Source organism: Enterobacter cloacae complex sp. 342H5 (genome assembly GCF_050030905.1).
GTDB lineage: Bacteria > Pseudomonadota > Gammaproteobacteria > Enterobacterales > Enterobacteriaceae > Enterobacter > Enterobacter intestinihominis.
The window spans coordinates 893,907-912,128 of record NZ_JBLGVB010000001.1; the positions used below are offsets into that span (position 1 = coordinate 893,907).

At 56.3% G+C, this 18,222-nt stretch carries 17 protein-coding genes; 14 read left to right on the forward strand and 3 right to left on the reverse strand.

The window, feature by feature from the left end; genetic code table 11:
- The first annotated feature begins 2 nt into the window (after positions 1 to 2).
- The 4 genes from ACQG03_RS04300 to ACQG03_RS04315 are packed head-to-tail and all read left to right on the forward strand — an operon-like array spanning position 3 to position 4,966.
- Positions 3 to 1,517, forward strand: coding sequence for an ABC transporter substrate-binding protein (locus ACQG03_RS04300; RefSeq protein ID WP_022647135.1), 1,515 nt, complete (start codon positions 3 to 5; stop codon positions 1,515 to 1,517).
- An 18-nt stretch (positions 1,518 to 1,535) separates the two neighbouring features.
- The gene (locus ACQG03_RS04305; RefSeq protein WP_023305482.1) at positions 1,536 to 2,477 is read left to right on the forward strand and encodes an ABC transporter permease; all 942 of its coding nucleotides are present in this window, start codon (positions 1,536 to 1,538) and stop codon (positions 2,475 to 2,477) included.
- Between the two features lie 2 nt (positions 2,478 to 2,479).
- The gene (locus ACQG03_RS04310) at positions 2,480 to 3,355 is read left to right on the forward strand and encodes an ABC transporter permease (RefSeq protein WP_063163972.1); all 876 of its coding nucleotides are present in this window, start codon (positions 2,480 to 2,482) and stop codon (positions 3,353 to 3,355) included.
- 9 nt (positions 3,356 to 3,364) lie between these two features.
- On the forward strand, positions 3,365 to 4,966 hold the full coding sequence (locus tag ACQG03_RS04315) for a gamma-glutamyltransferase family protein (protein WP_063163973.1): 1,602 nt from the start codon (positions 3,365 to 3,367) through the stop codon (positions 4,964 to 4,966).
- A gap of 41 nt (positions 4,967 to 5,007) precedes the next feature.
- Here the strand turns inward: ACQG03_RS04315 and ACQG03_RS04320 are convergent, their stop codons facing one another.
- Together ACQG03_RS04320 and fadE are read right to left on the reverse strand one after the other, a co-directional pair.
- A complete protein-coding gene (locus ACQG03_RS04320; RefSeq protein ID WP_023305484.1) occupies positions 5,008 to 5,778 on the reverse strand; it encodes an amidohydrolase in 771 nt (256 codons plus the stop codon).
- Between the two features lie 107 nt (positions 5,779 to 5,885).
- Entirely contained in the window at positions 5,886 to 8,330 is a 2,445-nt protein-coding gene (fadE, locus tag ACQG03_RS04325) for an acyl-CoA dehydrogenase FadE (protein WP_038415395.1), read from the reverse strand.
- 239 nt (positions 8,331 to 8,569) lie between these two features.
- Between fadE and lpcA the strand changes: the two genes are divergently transcribed.
- Together lpcA and ACQG03_RS04335 are read left to right on the forward strand one after the other, a co-directional pair.
- Complete coding sequence (gene lpcA, locus ACQG03_RS04330; RefSeq protein ID WP_003863232.1) at positions 8,570 to 9,148, forward strand: D-sedoheptulose 7-phosphate isomerase; 579 nt, start codon at positions 8,570 to 8,572, stop codon at positions 9,146 to 9,148.
- A 48-nt stretch (positions 9,149 to 9,196) separates the two neighbouring features.
- Positions 9,197 to 9,964, forward strand: a complete 768-nt coding sequence (locus ACQG03_RS04335; RefSeq protein ID WP_017383120.1) for a class II glutamine amidotransferase — start codon at positions 9,197 to 9,199, stop codon at positions 9,962 to 9,964.
- Here the strand turns inward: ACQG03_RS04335 and dpaA are convergent.
- Complete coding sequence (gene dpaA / locus ACQG03_RS04340) at positions 9,935 to 10,675, reverse strand: peptidoglycan meso-diaminopimelic acid protein amidase (protein WP_006810008.1); 741 nt, start codon at positions 10,673 to 10,675, stop codon at positions 9,935 to 9,937. The two genes, ACQG03_RS04335 and dpaA, sit on opposite strands and share 30 nt — an antisense overlap.
- Before the next feature lie 300 nt (positions 10,676 to 10,975).
- On the opposite strand from dpaA, the gene ACQG03_RS04345 reads away from it, so the two are divergent.
- The 8 genes from ACQG03_RS04345 to dinB all read left to right on the forward strand — a co-directional run bounded on the left by ACQG03_RS04345 (position 10,976) and on the right by dinB (position 18,181).
- Positions 10,976 to 12,319: a Na(+)-translocating NADH-quinone reductase subunit A gene (locus ACQG03_RS04345; protein WP_063163974.1), complete on the forward strand. Its 1,344-nt coding sequence runs from the start codon at positions 10,976 to 10,978 to the stop codon at positions 12,317 to 12,319.
- Between the two features lie 2 nt (positions 12,320 to 12,321).
- Positions 12,322 to 13,557, forward strand: a complete 1,236-nt coding sequence (locus ACQG03_RS04350; protein ID WP_063163975.1) for an NADH:ubiquinone reductase (Na(+)-transporting) subunit B — start codon at positions 12,322 to 12,324, stop codon at positions 13,555 to 13,557.
- On the forward strand, positions 13,550 to 14,344 hold the full coding sequence (locus ACQG03_RS04355; protein WP_063163976.1) for a Na(+)-translocating NADH-quinone reductase subunit C: 795 nt from the start codon (positions 13,550 to 13,552) through the stop codon (positions 14,342 to 14,344). Before ACQG03_RS04350 ends, ACQG03_RS04355 begins: the two co-directional genes overlap by 8 nt.
- Positions 14,337 to 14,975: an NADH:ubiquinone reductase (Na(+)-transporting) subunit D gene (locus ACQG03_RS04360; protein WP_063163977.1), complete on the forward strand. Its 639-nt coding sequence runs from the start codon at positions 14,337 to 14,339 to the stop codon at positions 14,973 to 14,975. Before ACQG03_RS04355 ends, ACQG03_RS04360 begins: the two co-directional genes overlap by 8 nt.
- A gap of 6 nt (positions 14,976 to 14,981) precedes the next feature.
- Complete coding sequence (gene nqrE, locus ACQG03_RS04365; RefSeq protein ID WP_003863217.1) at positions 14,982 to 15,578, forward strand: NADH:ubiquinone reductase (Na(+)-transporting) subunit E; 597 nt, start codon at positions 14,982 to 14,984, stop codon at positions 15,576 to 15,578.
- A gap of 10 nt (positions 15,579 to 15,588) precedes the next feature.
- Positions 15,589 to 16,812, forward strand: a complete 1,224-nt coding sequence (gene nqrF, locus ACQG03_RS04370; RefSeq protein ID WP_023299390.1) for an NADH:ubiquinone reductase (Na(+)-transporting) subunit F — start codon at positions 15,589 to 15,591, stop codon at positions 16,810 to 16,812.
- A 2-nt stretch (positions 16,813 to 16,814) separates the two neighbouring features.
- Entirely contained in the window at positions 16,815 to 17,015 is a 201-nt protein-coding gene (nqrM, locus tag ACQG03_RS04375) for a (Na+)-NQR maturation NqrM (protein WP_003863212.1), read from the forward strand.
- Between the two features lie 107 nt (positions 17,016 to 17,122).
- Positions 17,123 to 18,181: a DNA polymerase IV gene (gene dinB / locus ACQG03_RS04380; protein WP_032624796.1), complete on the forward strand. Its 1,059-nt coding sequence runs from the start codon at positions 17,123 to 17,125 to the stop codon at positions 18,179 to 18,181.
- The last annotated feature ends 41 nt before the right edge of the window (positions 18,182 to 18,222 follow it).

Consider the following 18,222-nt stretch of genomic DNA (forward strand, 5'->3'; position numbering starts at 1 on the left):
TAATGACAATGCGTAATTCTCTTTTGACCGTACTGGGAAGTGTTATGTTGCTTGGTGCGGCGCTGCCCGCCCATTCTGAAAGCGTGCTGCGAATCGGCCTGGGTGCAGATCCGGACATGCTGGACCCGCATCTGGCGCGTACCTATTATGGCCGCTTCGTCTTTGCCTCCCTGTGTGACCGGCTGGTGGACGTGGACGAGCACCTCAAGGTGGTGCCGGGACTGGCGAAATCCTGGGCGTGGAGCGATGACGGCAAAACGCTGACCCTGGATCTCCGTGAAGGCGTGGCCTTCCACGACGGTGAAAAATTCGATGCCGCCGCCGCGAAATACAACCTCGACCGGGCCCTGACGCTAAAAGGCTCTCTGCGTAAAAGTGAACTCTCTTCCGTTGAGTCGGTGGAGGTCACCGGCCCGATGCAGATAGCCCTGCACCTGAAAACGCCGGATGCCGCACTTCTGATGCAGCTCACCGATCGCGCAGGCGCAATGATGGCGCCGGAAGCCGCGAAAAAAGCCGATTTTGCCGCCCATCCGGTCTGTTCCGGCCCCTATAAATTCGACAGCCGCGTGTCGCAGGACCGCATTGTGCTGACCCGCTTCGACAACTACTGGAACAAAGACGCCTACCACTTCGATAAAATTATCTATCTGCCGATCCCGGATGCCTCCGTGCGCCTGGCGAACCTGCGCGCGGGCGATCTCGACCTGACCGAAGGCATTGCCGCCAGCGACGTCAAAACCGTCGAAGCCGACAGCAAGCTGGCGCTGGCGAAGGTGACGGGCCTCGGATACCAGGGTATCACCTTCAATATTAACAATGGCAAAGTCCCGGCGAACGATCCCTTCAAAGATGCCCGCGTGCGTGAAGCATTTTCCCAGGCCATCGATCGCGATGCTTTAAACCAGGTAGTGTTCGAAGGGCTTTACACTCCGGCAAACCAGGCGTTTTCGCCGGTAAGCCCGTATCACGTCAATTTCCCGGTTCCCCCGCGTGACGTCGACAAAGCCAAAGCGCTGCTGAAAGCCGCAGGCGTTACCGCGCCGCTGACCGTTAATCTGCTGGTGCCGAACAACCCAACCTCGCAGCAGGTGGGCCAGGTATTGCAGGCGATGGTGGCAGAGGCGGGCTTTAACCTGAACCTGCAAATGACCGAGTTCGCCACGCTGCTGGATCGCCAGCAGAGCGGTGACTACCAGTTGAGCTTCTCCGGCTGGTCGGGTCGCCCGGATCCAGATGGCAGCATCTACGGCTTTATCAACAGCAAAGGCACCCTCAACGACGGCCGCTACAGCAATGCTCAGGTGGATGAATGGCTAACGCAGGCGCGTCAGAGCACCGATCAGGCCGCCCGCCAGCCGCTGTATGACAAGGTTGTGAAGCAGCTTCAGACCGATATGCCGATTGCATACCTTTACTTCGAACCGCGCATTTTTGGCCTGAACAAGCGCGTGCAGGGCTTTAAAGCGTACCCGGACGGCATTGTGCGTCTGGCTGGCTTAACGCTGGCGAAATAAACCTCCTGAGGAGAACCCATGCTGGAACTGATTTGCAAACGTCTGCTGCTGGCTATACCCACTCTGCTGCTGGTGAGCATGATGGTGTTCGGCCTGCAAAAGCTGCTGCCTGGCGATCCGCTGATTGCCATGGCCGGGGAGGAGCGCGATCCGGCGGTGATCGCCCAGCTGCGTGCTGAGCTGAATCTGGACGCGCCGATCCCCGTGCAGTATTTCAACTGGCTGACGCGCGCGCTGCAAGGCGATCTGGGTGTCTCCTTACGCACTCATGAGCCGGTCACGCAACTGATTGCCAGCAAGCTGCCGGTCACGCTGGAACTGTCGCTGCTGGCGATGATTATCGCGCTGGTGTTTGGTATCAGCATGGGGATCCTCGCGGCGGTGAACAAAAACAGCTGGGTCGATCACGGGGCGAACTTTGTGGCGATCTCGGGGATCTCAATACCGCACTTCTGGCTGGGGATCCTGCTGATTCTGGTCTTTTCAGTAAACCTGCAATGGTTGCCTGCGTCCGGTTATGTGTCGTTCAGTGAAGATCCGATCCAGAACATGCGGACATTGCTGCTGCCCGCGTCCGTGCTCGGAACCGGCCTGGCGGCGACGCTGATGCGCCATACCCGCGCGTCGATGATTGCGGTGCTGAAAGCGGATTACATCCGCACCGCGCGCGCTAAGGGGCTGCTGCCGAAAGCGGTGATCCTGAAGCACGCCTTTCGCAATGCGCTGGTGCCGGTGATCACCCTCACCACGTTGCTGTTCGGCGAGCTGCTGGGCGGGGCGGTGCTGACCGAGCAGGTGTTCACCATTCCGGGCTTCGGCAAAATGATCGTCGACTCGGTGTTCAACCGCGACTACGCGGTGGTGCAGGGCGTAGTGCTGATCGTGGCGATCGGTTTCCTGATGCTCAACCTGCTGGCTGACGTGCTCTACGTCCTTATCAACCCGAAAATGCGAGGTTAATCATGGCGGAACTGACGACGCAAACCGTGGCGCCCGCGCTGCCGCGCGCGCAAAACCGGGTGCTGAAAAAATTCCTCGCCAATAAAAGTGCGGTGATTGGCGCGCTTGTGGTGGGCTTTTTTGTGCTGGTGGCGCTGCTGGCGCCGTGGATCGCGCCATTTGACCCGGTCAAAGCTAACTTCCTCGCGGTGCGCAAAGCGCCATCGGCGATGTACTGGTTCGGCACCGACGAGCTGGGGCGCGATATCTTGTCCCGCATTATCTGGGGGGCGAGAACCTCGCTGATGGCGGGCTGTATGTCGGTGGCGATCGCGGTTGTCATCGGCGTGCCGCTGGGGCTGGTGGCGGGTTATTTCCAGAAGATGTGGGACGGGGTGATCTCCCGCTTTATTGAGGCACTGCTGGCCTGTCCATTCCTGATCATGGCGATCGCGCTGGGGGCATTCTTAGGCCCAAGCCTGACGAATGCCATGATCGCTATTGGACTCTCGGCAATGCCGATCTTCGCCCGCCTGACGCGCGGCCAGGTGATCGCCATTCGCAACGAAGAGTACATCGACGGCGCGCGGGCGATTGGCCTGCCGGACCGCTGGGTCATCATTAAATACGTTCTGCCTAACGTGATGTCACCTATCCTGGTGCAGGCCACGCTGGCCATTGCCTCGGCGATTATCGCCGAAGCCAGCCTTTCGTTTTTAGGGTTAGGCCAACAGCCGCCGAACCCATCCTGGGGCTCCATGCTCAACACCGCAAAAGGGTTTCTCGAACAGGCGCCGTGGATGTCGGTTTTCCCCGGCGTGGCGATTTTCCTTGCCGTTCAGGGCTTTAATTTACTCGGCGACGGGCTGCGCGATGCGCTCGATCCGCGCCACGACTAAGGAGTCATGATGACCAAAGCGCTCGATTTTACAACCGGTTACGATTCACGACGCCCGCCGATGATGGGCCATAACGCCGTTGCCACCTCGCAGCCGCTGGCGGCACAGGCGGGAATGAAGATGCTACAGCTGGGCGGAAATGCCGTTGATGCGGCGGTTGCGACCGCCATGGCGCTGACCGTTGTCGAGCCGACCGGCAACGGCATCGGCAGCGATGCTTTTGCCATTGTCTGGGACGGTGAAAAACTTCACGGTCTGAATGCGTCCGGTCGTTCGCCAGCCAGCTGGCATGCGGATCTGTTTGCCGGAAAAACCGCCGTACCGGAAATCGGCTGGGACGCGGTGACCGTGCCGGGTGCGGTGTCGGGCTGGGTGGCGCTGGCTGAACGTTTTGGCACGCTGCCGCTGACCACGCTCGCGCAGCCAGCCATTGATTACGCGCGTAACGGTTTCCCGGTCTCGCCGCTGATCGGCCATCTCTGGCAGCGCGGCTACAACAAGCTGAAAGATCAGCCCGGGTTTAGTGCCTGCTTTGCGCCAGAAGGCCGCGCGCCGCGCGTGGGGGAGATCTTCCGTAACCCGGCGCAGGCGAACTCACTGGAGCTGATCGCCAAAACCAACGGCGACGCGTTTTACCGTGGCGAACTGGCGCAGAAAATTGCCGCCTTCGCCAAAGCACATGGTGCACACCTGACCGAAGCAGACCTGGCGAATCACCGTGTGGACTGGGTGGAACTGCTATCGCGCGACTTCGCGGGCGGTTCGGTGCAGGAATTGCCACCAAACGGTCAGGGGATCGCCACCCTGATTGCGCTCGGCATTCTGGAGCAGTGCGGCATCGAGAAACATCACCCGGATTCCGTGCAGGGGCTGCACCTCTCTATAGAGGCAATGAAACTGGCGCTGGCGGATCTCGATCGCTACGTTGCGGATGAAGAGCATATGGAGTTTGCCGCCAAAGCGCTGCTGAGCGACCATTATCTGAAGTCGCGCGCCGCGCTTATCAATCACGATAAAGCCTCTGATTTTGTGTACGGATCGCCGACGCAGAGTGGGACGGTTTACCTCAGCGCAGCGGATTCCAGCGGGATGATGATCTCCTTTATTCAGTCCAATTTTATGGGCTTCGGTTCAGGGATCGTGGTGCCGGAGACGGGGATCAGCCTGCAAAACCGCGGCTGCGGCTTTGTGCTCGATCCCAAACACCCGAACGCGCTGGCGGGCAGCAAGCGTCCTTTCCACACCATCATTCCGGGCTTTGCGATGGACGGTAAAGGCAAACCGCTGATGTCCTTCGGCGTGATGGGCGGCCCGATGCAGGCGCAGGGGCACATGCAGATGGCGCTTCGCATTATGCTGCACGGGCAAAACCCGCAAGCGGCGATTGACGCCCCGCGCTGGCGCGTGGTGCAGGGCAGGGAAGTGGTTGTTGAATCGACCTTCGATCGCAATACCATCGCGGCGCTGCGCGAGCGCGGACACCAGATAGTGGTGGAAGATCCGCTCCAGGATTACAATTTTGGCGGCGCGCAGGTGATTTACCGTATGCCGGAAGGGCACTACGTGGCTGCGACGGAGAGCCGCAAAGACGGGCAGGCGTTGGTGAGCTGATTTGTAGGCCGGGTAAGGCGCAGCCGCCACCCGGCTTTTTCTTATCCAATGCTAAATGGATCTGCATCCTGCCAGGCCGGAAACTTCTCCCGATACTCCTTTAACGCCGTTAACGAGATCTCAGCGTCAATTCGTGTCGCCTGATGCGGCTCGGCGGTGGCAATAATCTCACCCTGCGGACTGATCACCCGGCTGTCACCGCGATAGTGATGCCCGTTACCGTCCGTTCCTACACGGTTACAGCCAACGACATAAGCCTGATTTTCAATCGCGCGCGCGGTCAGTAAAGCCTGCCAGTGCAGGGAGCGTGGGGCGGGCCAGTTGGCGACGTACAACGCCAGGTCATAATCGTTGCGGTTGCGCGACCACACCGGGAAGCGCAGGTCATAGCAGACCAGCGGCAGAATACGCCAGCCGCGCCATTCAAATACCACGCGTTCGTTTCCGGCTTCATAATGTTGATGTTCATCCGCCATGCGGAACAGGTGGCGCTTATCGTAGAAATGGACGTTTCCTTCCGGCTCGACCAGCAGGAAGCGATTGACCGGTCCGCGCCCGGTCTGGAGCGCGACGCTGCCGGCAATCAGCGCGTTTGTTTCCTGCGCCCTGGCGTGCATCCAGGCCACCACCTCGTCCTGCGGCATGGACTGTTTTGCTGCCTCCATCGCGAAACCTGTGGTGAACATCTCCGGCAGGACAATCACATCGCGTCCGGTAATCTCTTCCAGCTGGCGATCAAAATGGCGAAGGTTGGCGGGGCCGTCCATCCACACTAAAGGTTGCTGCAAAACAGAAATCTTTAAACCAGGCACGATACAGGCTCCTTAATAAACACTTTTTGACACTGTAGCACGTCATTACCAGAAAATGTGGCAATAAAAAACCCCGCGCGGGGCGGGGTTTGTGAGAGCAAAATACCTTATGCCGCTTCAGGTTTGCGGTGCTTCTCTGGCAGCTTTACCGGCTGAGTCGCCAGCTCTTCTGGTTCGAAATCATCCACGTTAATACTGCGCAGACGGCTCTCTTCGGCTTTCACCAGAATCGCAGCTTCGCTGTTGTCGATGATGCCACCCGCCAGCGCCTGTTTTGCCAGCTCATCCAGTCGTGTAAACGGCAGGTTTTTGCCCAGCTGTTTGCAGATCTTCTGGTGAATCGGGTCGGCGGCCATCACGTCAAGCAGCGCTTCTTCCAGCAAACCTACCGGGTTATGCGGGGTAGGTTCCAGGTATTGACCACGGCCAATACGGGAACGGGTTGCGCTTGGTACCTGGAGGATCTTCGCCACTTTATGATCCAGCTTGTCAGACGGTGCCAGATGGTGACGACCGGTCGGGAAGATCACCGCGCGCAGGGCGCCCGCCACGAAGCGGTTCGGGAAGTTTGCCAGCAGGTCGTCAATCGCCTGTTCCGCCTGATACATCGCATCCTGCACGCCCCAGTGCACCAGCGGCAGATCCGCTTCCTGACGGCCTTCATCGTCGTAGCGTTTCAGCACCGCAGAGGCCAGGAAGATCTGGCTCAGCACATCACCCAGACGGGCGGAGATGCGTTCGCGACGCTTCAGGCTTCCGCCCAGAACGGCCATGGAGACGTCAGACAGCAGCGCCAGGTTAGCGCTCAGACGGTTCAGGTGTTGGTAGTAACGTTTGGTTGCATCGCGGGTCGGCGTCGCGCTGGTCAGCCCCCGCGTCAGGCCGAGCCAGAAGCTGCGAACTTCATTGCTGCCAACGTGACCGATATGTTTGAACAGCAGCTTGTCGAAGGCATCCACGTCGTTATTCTGCGCGGCGGCCATCTCTTCCAGCACGTACGGATGGCAACGAATCGCACCCTGGCCGAAGATCATCATGCTGCGGGTCAGGATGTTTGCCCCTTCCACGGTGATGGCAATCGGTGCGCCCTGATAGCCGCGCGCCAGGAAGTTGCCTTCGCCAAGCATAATGCCTTTACCGCCTGCGATATCCATTGCATCAATAATTGACTGCTGTGCACGGTGGGTACAGTGGTACTTCACAATCGCCGACAGCACGGCGGGTTTCTCGCCCAGCATAATACCGTAGGTAATCAGCGAGGCTGCGGCGTCCATCACGTAGGCATTGCCCGCAATACGCGCCAGCGGCTCTTCGATACCTTCCATCTTGCCGATGGAGATTTTGAACTGACGGCGGATATGCGCGTAAGCCCCAATCCCCATCGCCACCGATTTCAGACCGCCGGTAGAGTTCGACGGCAGGGTAATGCCGCGGCCCACCGACAGACATTCCACCAGCATACGCCAGCCCTGACCGGCCATTTTCGGACCACCGATGATGTAGTCAATCGGCACAAAGATATCCTGACCGCGAGTCGGGCCGTTCTGGAACGGTACGTTCAGCGGGAAATGACGACGACCAATTTCAACCCCCGGGGTCGAGGTTGGGATCAGCGCACAGGTAATGCCCAGATCTTCTTCACCGCCCAGCAGTTTTTCCGGGTCAGAAAGTTTGAACGCCAGACCGAGTACGGTGGCGATAGGCGCCAGGGTGATATAACGTTTGTTCCAGGTCAGGCGCATGCCCAGCACCTGTTCGCCCTGCCATTCGCCCATGCAGACCACGCCAGTATCCGGGATCGCACCGGCATCAGAACCGGCTTCCGGGCTGGTCAGCGCGAAGCACGGAATTTCCTGACCACGCGCCAGACGCGGCAGATAGTGATCTTTCTGCTCTTCCGTACCGTAATGCTGTAACAGCTCGCCCGGGCCTAAGGAGTTTGGCACGCCAACGGTGATCGCCAGGATCCCGGAAACACCCGCCAGTTTTTGCAGGACGCGAGCCTGAGCGTAAGCGGAGAATTCCAGACCGCCGTACTCTTTCTTAATGATCATCGCGAAGAAGCGATGCTCTTTCAGATATGCCCACAGCTCAGGCGGCAGGTCGGCCATTTCGTGAGTGATGGCAAAATCGTTCGCCATGCGGCAGGCTTCTTCCACCGGGCCGTCAATAAAGGCTTGTTCTTCGGCGGTCAGACGCGGCTGCGGGTAGTTGTGCAGCTTTTTCCAGTCCGGGTTGCCCTGGAACAGATCGCCTTCCCACCAGGTCGTGCCCGCATCAATCGCTTCTTTCTCCGTGCGCGACATCGGCGGCATCACTTTACGGAATCCCTTGAACACCGGCGCGGAGATCATCGACTTACGCATCGGCGTCAGGTTAAACGGCAGCAAAATGATTGCCAGGGGAACAAGTACCCAGATATTCCACAGGCCAACGACGCCAAGTGCAGCCGTCCAGGCCAGAAGAATCAGGCTACTCAGGAATAAACTGACACGGTGATAGAACAACACCCCGAGCAGCACAACGGTTGCGAAAATGCTCAAAATCATCATAAAGAAAAGCTCCCTTGCTTGTAGGAGGTCTGACCACTTGTGATGATATGGTTGTAGTTGATGTCATTTCCTTTAGCAATGTGTTTACAAAATAATTACAACCTGGTTCACATTGTTCGCGTTTTAGCCGGCACAAAAAATCAAAACGCCGGACGATTCGCATGGCTTTAGCTTCTCGCTTTTACTGCTATCCGGTACACTCCACTGTGTTATTTCATCAATACTGAAGGATTATCCTCATGTACCAGGATCTTATTCGTAACGAACTGAACGAAGCGGCGGAAACGCTGGCGAATTTTCTGAAAGATGATGCCAATATTCACGCTATTCAGCGCGCGGCGGTCCTGCTTGCCGACAGCTTCAAAGCCGGCGGTAAAGTGCTCTCCTGCGGTAACGGCGGTTCCCACTGTGACGCCATGCACTTCGCCGAAGAGCTGACCGGACGCTATCGCGAAAACCGTCCGGGCTACCCGGCGATTGCGATTTCCGACGTGAGCCACATCTCCTGTGTAGGCAACGACTTCGGTTACGACCATATCTTTTCCCGCTACGTTGAAGCCGTAGGCCGTGAAGGCGACGTGCTGCTGGGGATCTCCACGTCCGGTAACTCCGCTAACGTGATCAAAGCGATCGCCGCCGCGCGTGAGAAGGGCATGAAAGTGATCACCCTGACCGGGAAAGATGGCGGTAAGATGGACGGTACAGCGGACATTGAAATCCGTGTACCACACTTCGGTTATGCGGATCGCGTTCAGGAAATTCACATCAAAGTGATCCACATCCTGATCCAACTGATCGAAAAAGAGATGGTTAAGTAAGACTTCGCTGGGGGGCGCCGGTGCCCCCCGCTGTTGTGGAGGTGTTCTATGTGCGAACTGCTCGGGATGAGCGCCAATGTGCCAACCGATATCTGCTTTAGTTTCACCGGGCTGGTTCAGCGCGGTGGAGGAACCGGGCCGCATAAAGACGGCTGGGGCATTACCTTCTACGAAGGCAAAGGATGTCGCACGTTTAAAGATCCACAACCCAGCTTTAACTCACCCATTGCCAGACTGGTGCAGGACTATCCTATTAAATCCTGTTCGGTGATCGCCCATATCCGCCAGGCCAATCGTGGCGAAGTGGCGCTGGAAAATACCCATCCGTTTACCCGTGAACTGTGGGGACGTAACTGGACCTATGCGCACAACGGGCAGCTCTCGGGCTATAAATCACTGGAAACCGGCAATTTTCGTCCTGTCGGTGAAACGGACAGCGAAAAAGCATTTTGCTGGCTGCTGCACAAGCTGACCGAGCGCTACCCCCGTACGCCCGGCAACATGACCGCAGTATTTAAGTACATAGCGTCACTGGCGTCTGAGTTACGCGAGAAGGGCGTGTTTAATATGCTGCTGTCTGACGGACGCTACGTGATGGCATTCTGCTCGACGAATCTGTTCTGGATCACCCGACGTGCGCCGTTTGGCGTCGCCACGCTGCTCGATCAGGATGTGGAAATTGATTTTCAGAAGGAGACCACACCGAACGATGTGGTCACTGTCATTGCAACGCAGCCGCTGACGGGCAACGAAACCTGGCAAAAGATCATGCCAGGCGAGTGGGCGCTATTTTGTCTCGGGGACCGCGTAATTTGACGCCAGCTGAGGCTGAACCACTTCATGGCTGAGCGGTTTACTCACCACGTAACGGCCATTGACGATGGACACCACCGGCGGCTTATGGGTCTGCTCGAAGTAGTCATAACCCGGTTTTAGCTGTTTCCAGAAATCTGTGTAAACAGAGTACTTATGGCGCGCCATGTTGGCATCCGTCATACGGAACGGATAGATGCTGACCTGAACATTCGGCTGGCCGAAGACCAGTGCGCCCGTGACAAACTGGAAGATTTCATCAATGCCGGAATCCGTCATCGCATAACAGCCGACAGACACGCAGGCGCCGTGGATCATCAGATATTTCCCTTCGTAACCGTGCGCACGGTCGAAGGCATTGGGGAAACCGATGTTAATCGCTTTATAGAAGCGGCTGTCCGGTTTTAGCTGGTTACGCTGAACGTTGTAAAACCCTTCCGGACTTTTGAAGTCACCCTGGCGCTGTTTCGGCCCCAGTCCGCCAGAATAGTTACAGATTTTGTAGCTATCGAGCAGTTGATACGTCTCGCCCATTTTGACAAACAGATCGAGTGTGCGCTCTTCCTTGAAGATTTGAATATAAACAGGGGATCCCATCAACTGCTGTTTATACTCTTTGCTGACCGGCGTCGTTGAACTATTACTGCCAAGCAGCCCGGCAAACGACATGCACGGTATCAGAAGCATCGCAATGAACAATGCGATTTTACGCATACTACTGGTTCCTTGATAAAACAATGACCAACTTGCCAGAACGGCAAAAGACACCCGAAATCAGACTAATCTGGACAGGAGCGCTCACATTAGCACCGATGGAGATTTTCGCAAGAGCCAACCTTTGAGTTTACAAATTAGTTTTACTTTATAACCCATTCATATTGTCCTGACTCCAGGAACTTTGCGCAATAGCTCGCATTTCGGCGCGCCAGACGGCGGATTTACTGCCCTTGGCAGGGCCGAAAATGGTACACTCCGGCCTCTCTGGATTGTTGTTCATGGATACCTGCTAACCACATGTTTAGAATCAGAAAAGGACTCGATCTGCCAATCTCTGGCGTGCCTGAACAGCACGTAACGACCGGCGCCAGTATTCATCATGTCGCTATTGTGGGTGATGATTACGTGGGCATGCGCCCCGCGATGCTAGTACAGGAAGGCGATCGTGTAATAAAAGGCCAGGCACTCTTCGAGGATAAAAAAAATCCTGGCGTTAAGTTTACAGCCCCAGCCAGCGGCACCGTTGTCGCCATCCATCGTGGTGAGCGTCGCGTTCTGCAATCGGTAGTTATTCAAATTGAAGGCGATGAGAAACGCGAGTTTGCGCGTTTTGACGCCGCCGATCTCGCTACCCTCAGCCACGACGCGGTGCAGACGCAACTGCTGGAGTCAGGACTGTGGACGGCGCTTCGCACGCGTCCCTATAGCAAAACGCCCGTACCTGGCACTGTGCCAGCCGCTATCTTCGTTACGGCCATCGACACCAACCCGCTCAGCGCGGATCCGCAGCCTCTTATCCTGGCGGAACGCAAAGCTTTCGATGCCGGCCTCACCGTGTTAACGCGCCTGACGCCGGGCAAAGTTCATGTCTGCCAGGCCAGCGGCGGTAAGCTGGGCGGGCATCCTCAAGGGCAGGTCGCCTTTAATGAATTTGCCGGCCCGCATCCGGCCGGACTGGTGGGAACGCATATTCATTTCCTGGAGCCGGTAAGCCTGACGAAACAGGTCTGGCATCTTAATTATCAGGACGTGATCGCTATCGGTAAGCTCTTCACCACGGGTGAGCTGTGCTCAGAACGCATTATTGCCATCGGCGGCCCTCAGGCAACCCAACCGCGTCTGGTTCGCACGCTGCTTGGGGCAGACCTGACGGCGCTGTTGGCTGGCGAAACGAAAGAAGGTGAAAACCGCATTATTTCCGGCTCGGTGCTGAGCGGCAGACACGCGACAGGCCCGATGGCCTGGCTGGGTCGTTTCCATCTTCAGGTGAGCGTGGTGCTTGAAGGGCGCGAGAAAGAGCTGTTCGGCTGGGTGCTGCCTGGCGCAGAAAAATACTCGGTAACCCGTACCACGCTCGGCCACTTTTTGCGTCGTAAGCTGTTTAACTTCTCCACCAGCACCAACGGCGGTGAGCGCGCCATGGTCCCGATTGGCAACTACGAACGCGTGATGCCGCTGGATATTCTGCCCACTGTGCTGCTGCGCGATCTGCTGGCCGGCGATACCGACGGTGCCCAGGCGCTGGGCTGTCTGGAGCTGGACGAAGAAGATCTGGCGCTGTGTACCTATGTGTGTCCAGGTAAATACGAATATGGACCCGTATTGCGCGAGGTGTTAACCCGCATTGAGCAGGAAGGATAACCATGGGCTTAAAACACCTCTTTGAAAAAATTGAGCCGCACTTTACCGAAGGGAAGCTCAAAAAGTACTACCCGCTGTATGAAGCGACAACGACCATTTTCTACACGCCGGGTCTGGTGACGAAAGGCGCGGCGCACGTTCGCGACGCCATCGACCTCAAGCGAATGATGATTCTGGTCTGGTTTGCGGTCTTCCCGGCCATGTTCTGGGGGATGTATAACGTTGGGTTGCAGACTATTCCGGCGCTGCACCATATGTACGATGCAGAGCAGCTGGCGCAGGTGATTCAGTCTGACTGGCACTATCGTCTGGCGCAGTCGATGGGGGTGAGCTTTGCGGCAGATGCAGGCTGGATCAGCATGATGACGCTGGGCGCTGTCTTCTTCCTCCCCATCTATATGACTGTCTTTATTGTGGGCGGTTTCTGGGAGGTTCTGTTCGCTATTATTCGCAAACATGAGATCAACGAGGGCTTCTTTGTTACCTCTATTCTGTTTGCGCTGATTGTTCCGCCAACGCTGCCGCTCTGGCAGGCGGCGATGGGGATCAGCTTTGGCGTGGTGATTGCCAAGGAGATCTTCGGCGGGACCGGACGCAACTTCCTCAACCCGGCACTGGCAGGGCGCGCGTTCCTGTTCTTTGCTTATCCGGCGCAAATCTCGGGCGACCTGGTGTGGACGGCAGCAGACGGATTCTCCGGCGCGACGCCACTTTCACAGTGGGCGGCAGGTGGCGGCGAAACGCTGGTTAACAATGCAACCGGACAGCCTGTCACCTGGTTTGATGCGTTTATTGGCAATATTCCAGGCTCCATCGGTGAGGTGTCTACCCTGATGATTTTGATCGGCGGAGCCATCATCCTCTTTGGCCGCGTGGCGTCCTGGCGCATTGTCGCTGGCGTCATGCTTGGGATGGTCCTCACCGCCACGCTTTTCAATTTTATTGGTTCAGACACTAACCCGATGTTCTCCATGCCGTGGTACTGGCACCTCGTGCTGGGAGGCTTTGCGTTTGGCATGATGTTCATGGCCACCGATCCGGTCTCGGCTTCGTTTACCGACAGAGGTAAATGGTGCTACGGCGCGCTCATTGGGGTGATGTGTGTACTTATTCGCGTGGTCAACCCGGCCTATCCGGAAGGGATGATGTTGGCCATTCTGTTTGCCAATTTGTTTGCGCCGCTGTTCGACTACCTGGTCGTGCGCGCCAACATTAAGCGGAGGAAGGCGCGTGGCTGAGATCAAAAATAACGACAGTATCAGCAAAACGCTGCTGGTGGTGCTGGTACTGTGTCTGGTCTGCTCCATTGTCGTGGCCGGTTCTGCCGTTGGGTTGAAACCGCTACAGCAGGAGCAACGTGCGCTGGATAAACAGCGTAACATCCTTGCCGTTGCCGGGCTGATGCAGGAAGGCATGACGAAGGATGACGTCGCAGCGGTGTTTGCCGAACGCATTACCGCACGGCTGGTGGATTTAAAAACCGGGGAGTTAATGGATAAAGACCCGGCGAAATATAACCAGGCGCTGGCGCTAAAAGATCCGCAGATGAGCACCATGCTTGACGCCTCGCAGGATCCGGCAGGCATTAAGCGCCGCAGCAATGTCGCGGAGATTTACCTCGTCGGCGACGAGCAAAAGCGCATCCAGGAAATCGTGTTGCCCATCTATGGCAACGGTTTATGGTCAATGATGTACGCCTTTGTGGCGCTGGATACCGATGGCCGTACGGTCAAAGGCATTACATATTACGATCAGGGCGAAACACCAGGGCTGGGGGGCGAAGTTGAGAACCCTAACTGGCGGGCACAGTTTGTCGGTAAAAAAGTGCTCGATGATAACGGCCAGCCTGCGCTGAAGGTGGTGAAAGGAGGAGCGCGTCCCGGTGATGAATTTGCCGTTGATGGCCTTTCCGGCGCCACGCTCACCTCTAATGGGGTGCAGCACAGCTTTGATTTCTGGATGGGTGAACTGGGCTTTGGTCCCTTCCTGAAGAATGTACGTGAAGGAGCGCTGAACAATGGCTGATACGGGTGAACTGAAAGAAGTTAAAAAGGTGCTGATTGGCCCACTTTTAGCCAATAACCCGATAACGCTTCAGGTGCTGGGCGTATGCTCGGCTCTGGCGGTAACCACCAAGCTGGAAACGGCGGTAGTCATGACGCTGGCGGTAACGCTGGTGACAGCGTTTTCCAGCATGTTTATCTCAATGATCCGCCACCACATACCCAACAGCGTGAGGATCATTGTCCAGATGGCGATCATCGCCTCGCTGGTGATCGTGGTTGATCAGCTTCTGCGCGCCTTCGCTTATGAAACCTCGAAGCAGCTTTCGGTGTTTGTCGGCCTGATTATCACCAACTGTATCGTGATGGGGCGCGCTGAAGCCTATGCGATGAAAATGCCGCCACTGGCGAGCTTTATGGACGGTATCGGCAACGGGCTGGGTTACGGTGTGATCCTGTTGACGGTTGGTTTCCTGCGCGAACTTATTGGCAGCGGCAAACTGTTTGGCATTCCGGTGCTGCATACGGTACAGAACGGCGGCTGGTATCTGCCGAACGGCCTGTTCCTGCTGGCACCAAGCGCATTTTTCATTATCGGTTTGCTAATCTGGCTGATTCGTACGCTGAAGCCTGAACAGCAGGAAAAGGAGTAACCGACGATGGCTCATTACCTGAGTTTATTTGTGCGCGCGGTGTTTGTTGAAAACATGGCGCTCGCTTTCTTCCTGGGCATGTGTACTTTCCTTGCTGTTTCTAAGAAGGTATCGACGGCATTCGGTCTGGGTGTGGCGGTCACTGTTGTGCTGGGGCTTTCCGTTCCGATTAACAACCTGGTGTTCAACTTCGTGCTTCGCGATGGCGCGCTGGTGGAGGGCGTTGATCTTAGCTTCCTGAACTTCATCACCTTTATCGGGGTGATTGCGGCGCTTGTTCAGATCCTGGAGATGATCCTCGATAAATACTTCCCGTCGCTGTACAACGCACTAGGGATCTTCCTGCCGCTAATCGCGGTGAACTGCGCCATTTTCGGCGGCGTCTCATTTATGGTTCAGCGCGATTACAACTTCAGTGAATCGGTTGTGTATGGTTTCGGTTCCGGTATCGGCTGGATGCTGGCGATTGTCACCATGGCGGGGATCCGTGAAAAAATGAAATATGCCAACGTACCTGCGGGGCTTCGTGGCTTAGGGATCACCTTTATCACCACCGGCCTGATGGCGTTGGGCTTTATGTCCTTCTCCGGTGTGCAGCTATAAGGGCTAAAAGATGGAAATTATTCTTGGCGTGGTGATGTTCACGCTGATAGTACTGGTGCTGTCAGGGCTGATCCTGGCAGCGCGTGCGAAGCTGGTGAATTCCGGGGATGTGATCATTGATATCAATGACGATCCGCAGAATCAGATCCGTACCCCGGCAGGGGATAAGCTGCTTAATACGCTCTCCGGCAACGGGATTTTTGTCTCGTCTGCCTGTGGCGGCGGTGGCTCCTGTGGACAGTGCCGTGTGACGGTGAAAGAGGGAGGCGGTGATATTCTGCCAACAGAACTGTCGCATATCACGAAGCGTGAAGCGAAAGAGGGCTGCCGTCTGGCGTGTCAGGTCGCTGTGCGCCAGAACATGAAGATTGAGCTGCCGGAGGAGATCTTCGGCGTGAAAAAATGGGAGTGCGAAGTTATCTCTAACGATAATAAAGCCACGTTCATTAAAGAGCTCAAGCTGCGCGTTCCTGAAGGGGAGAGCGTCCCGTTCCGTGCGGGTGGGTATATTCAGATTGATTGTCCGGCACACACCGTGGCGTATGCTGACTTCGACGTGCCCGAGGAGTACCGGGCCGACTGGGATAAATTTAACCTCTTCCGCTTTGTTTCCGAAGTAAACGAGCCCGCGCTTCGCGCTTATTCCATGGCTAACTACCCGGAAGAGAAGGGCATTATTATGCTCAACGTGCGTATCGCCACGCCGCCGCCGAATGTGCCTGATGCACCCCCTGGCGTCATGTCGTCCTATATCTGGTCCCTCAAGCCTGGTGACAAAGTGACGATTTCCGGCCCGTTCGGCGAATTCTTTGCCAAAGACACCGACGCGGAAATGGTCTTTATCGGCGGCGGTGCGGGTATGGCGCCGATGCGTTCACATATCTTTGACCAGCTCAAACGCCTTGGCAGCAAGCGCAAGATCAGCTTCTGGTACGGGGCGCGTTCACTGCGCGAAATGTTCTATGACGATGAGTTTGAACAACTGGCACGTGATAACCCTAACTTTACCTTCCATGTGGCGTTATCCGATCCGCAGCCGGAAGATAACTGGACAGGTTATACGGGCTTCATCCACAACGTGCTGTATGAAAATTACCTCAAACAGCACCCGGCACCGGAAGATTGCGAGTTTTATATGTGTGGCCCGCCAATGATGAACGCTGCCGTGATTAAGATGCTAAAAGATCTTGGCGTGGAGGATGAGAACATCATGCTCGATGATTTCGGAGGCTGATTATGCTGACCTTTCTGGCGACCTTTGCGGTGTTTGTACTGGTGATATTCGGGATGTCCTTAGGCTGGATCATCAAGCGTAAAAGCATTCAGGGCAGCTGTGGAGGTATATCTTCCATCGGAATGGAAAAAGTGTGCGATTGTCCGGAACCGTGCGATGCGCGAAAAAAACGGATGGCTCGCGAGCAGCAACGCATTATTTAGTCTTGTATGTCGGGTAAGGCAACGCCGCCACCCGACAATTCCCACGCACACTTCTCAACCCTCATTTGTTTACTGTATACTTATCCAGTAATGAGTGAGGGCTTACTATGCGCAAAATAATCCATGTCGATATGGACTGCTTTTTTGCCGCAGTGGAGATGCGTGACAACCCGGCGCTGCGGGATATTCCCATCGCCATTGGCGGCAGCCGGGTTCAGCGCGGTGTCATCAGCACCGCCAACTATCCTGCTCGCAAATACGGTGTGCGCAGCGCCATGCCGACAGCGATGGCGCTGAAACTGTGCCCGCATCTCACTCTTTTGCCCGGACGTTTTGATGCCTATAAAGAAGCATCGAGCCACATTCGGGAGATCTTCTCCCGCTACACCTCTCTGATTGAACCGTTATCGCTGGATGAAGCCTATCTGGATGTCACCCACAGCGTGCACTGCCACGGATCCGCCACCCTGATGGCGCAGGAGATACGCCAGACTATTTTTAACGAGCTGAACCTGACGGCATCGGCAGGCGTCGCGCCGATAAAATTTCTCGCCAAAATCGCCTCCGATTTAAATAAGCCCAACGGCCAGTACGTCATCACCCCAGAAGAGGTTCCGGCGTTTTTAAAGACGCTGCCGCTCAGCAAAATCCCCGGTGTGGGTAAAGTCTCCGCCGCAAAGCTGGAAAGTATGGGGCTACGCACCTGTGAAGACGTTCAGCGCAGCGATCTGGCGCTGCTGCTTAAGCGTTTTGGTAAGTTTGGCCGCGTACTGTGGGAACGCAGTCAGGGCATTGATGACCGGGATGTGAACAACGAACGGCTGCGTAAATCGGTCGGCGTTGAACGCACGCTGAGCGAAGATATCCATGACTGGACAGAGTGTGAAACCATTATTACGGAACAACTCTATCCTGAGCTTGAACGACGCTTACTGAAGGTCAAACCAGATCTGCTTATTGCCCGGCAGGGTATCAAACTGAAATTTAACGATTTTCAGCAGACGACGCAGGAGCACGTCTGGCCACGCCTCAACAAAGAGGATCTTATTGCGACGGCAAAAAAGGCATGGGAAGAGCGGCGGGGCGGACGAGGGGTAAGACTGGTGGGGCTGCACGTCACATTGCTGGATCCGCAGCTGGAGCGTCAGCTGGTGCTGGGACTGTAGATTAGGCTAATCGTATGCCCGGTAAGCGAAGCGCCACCGGG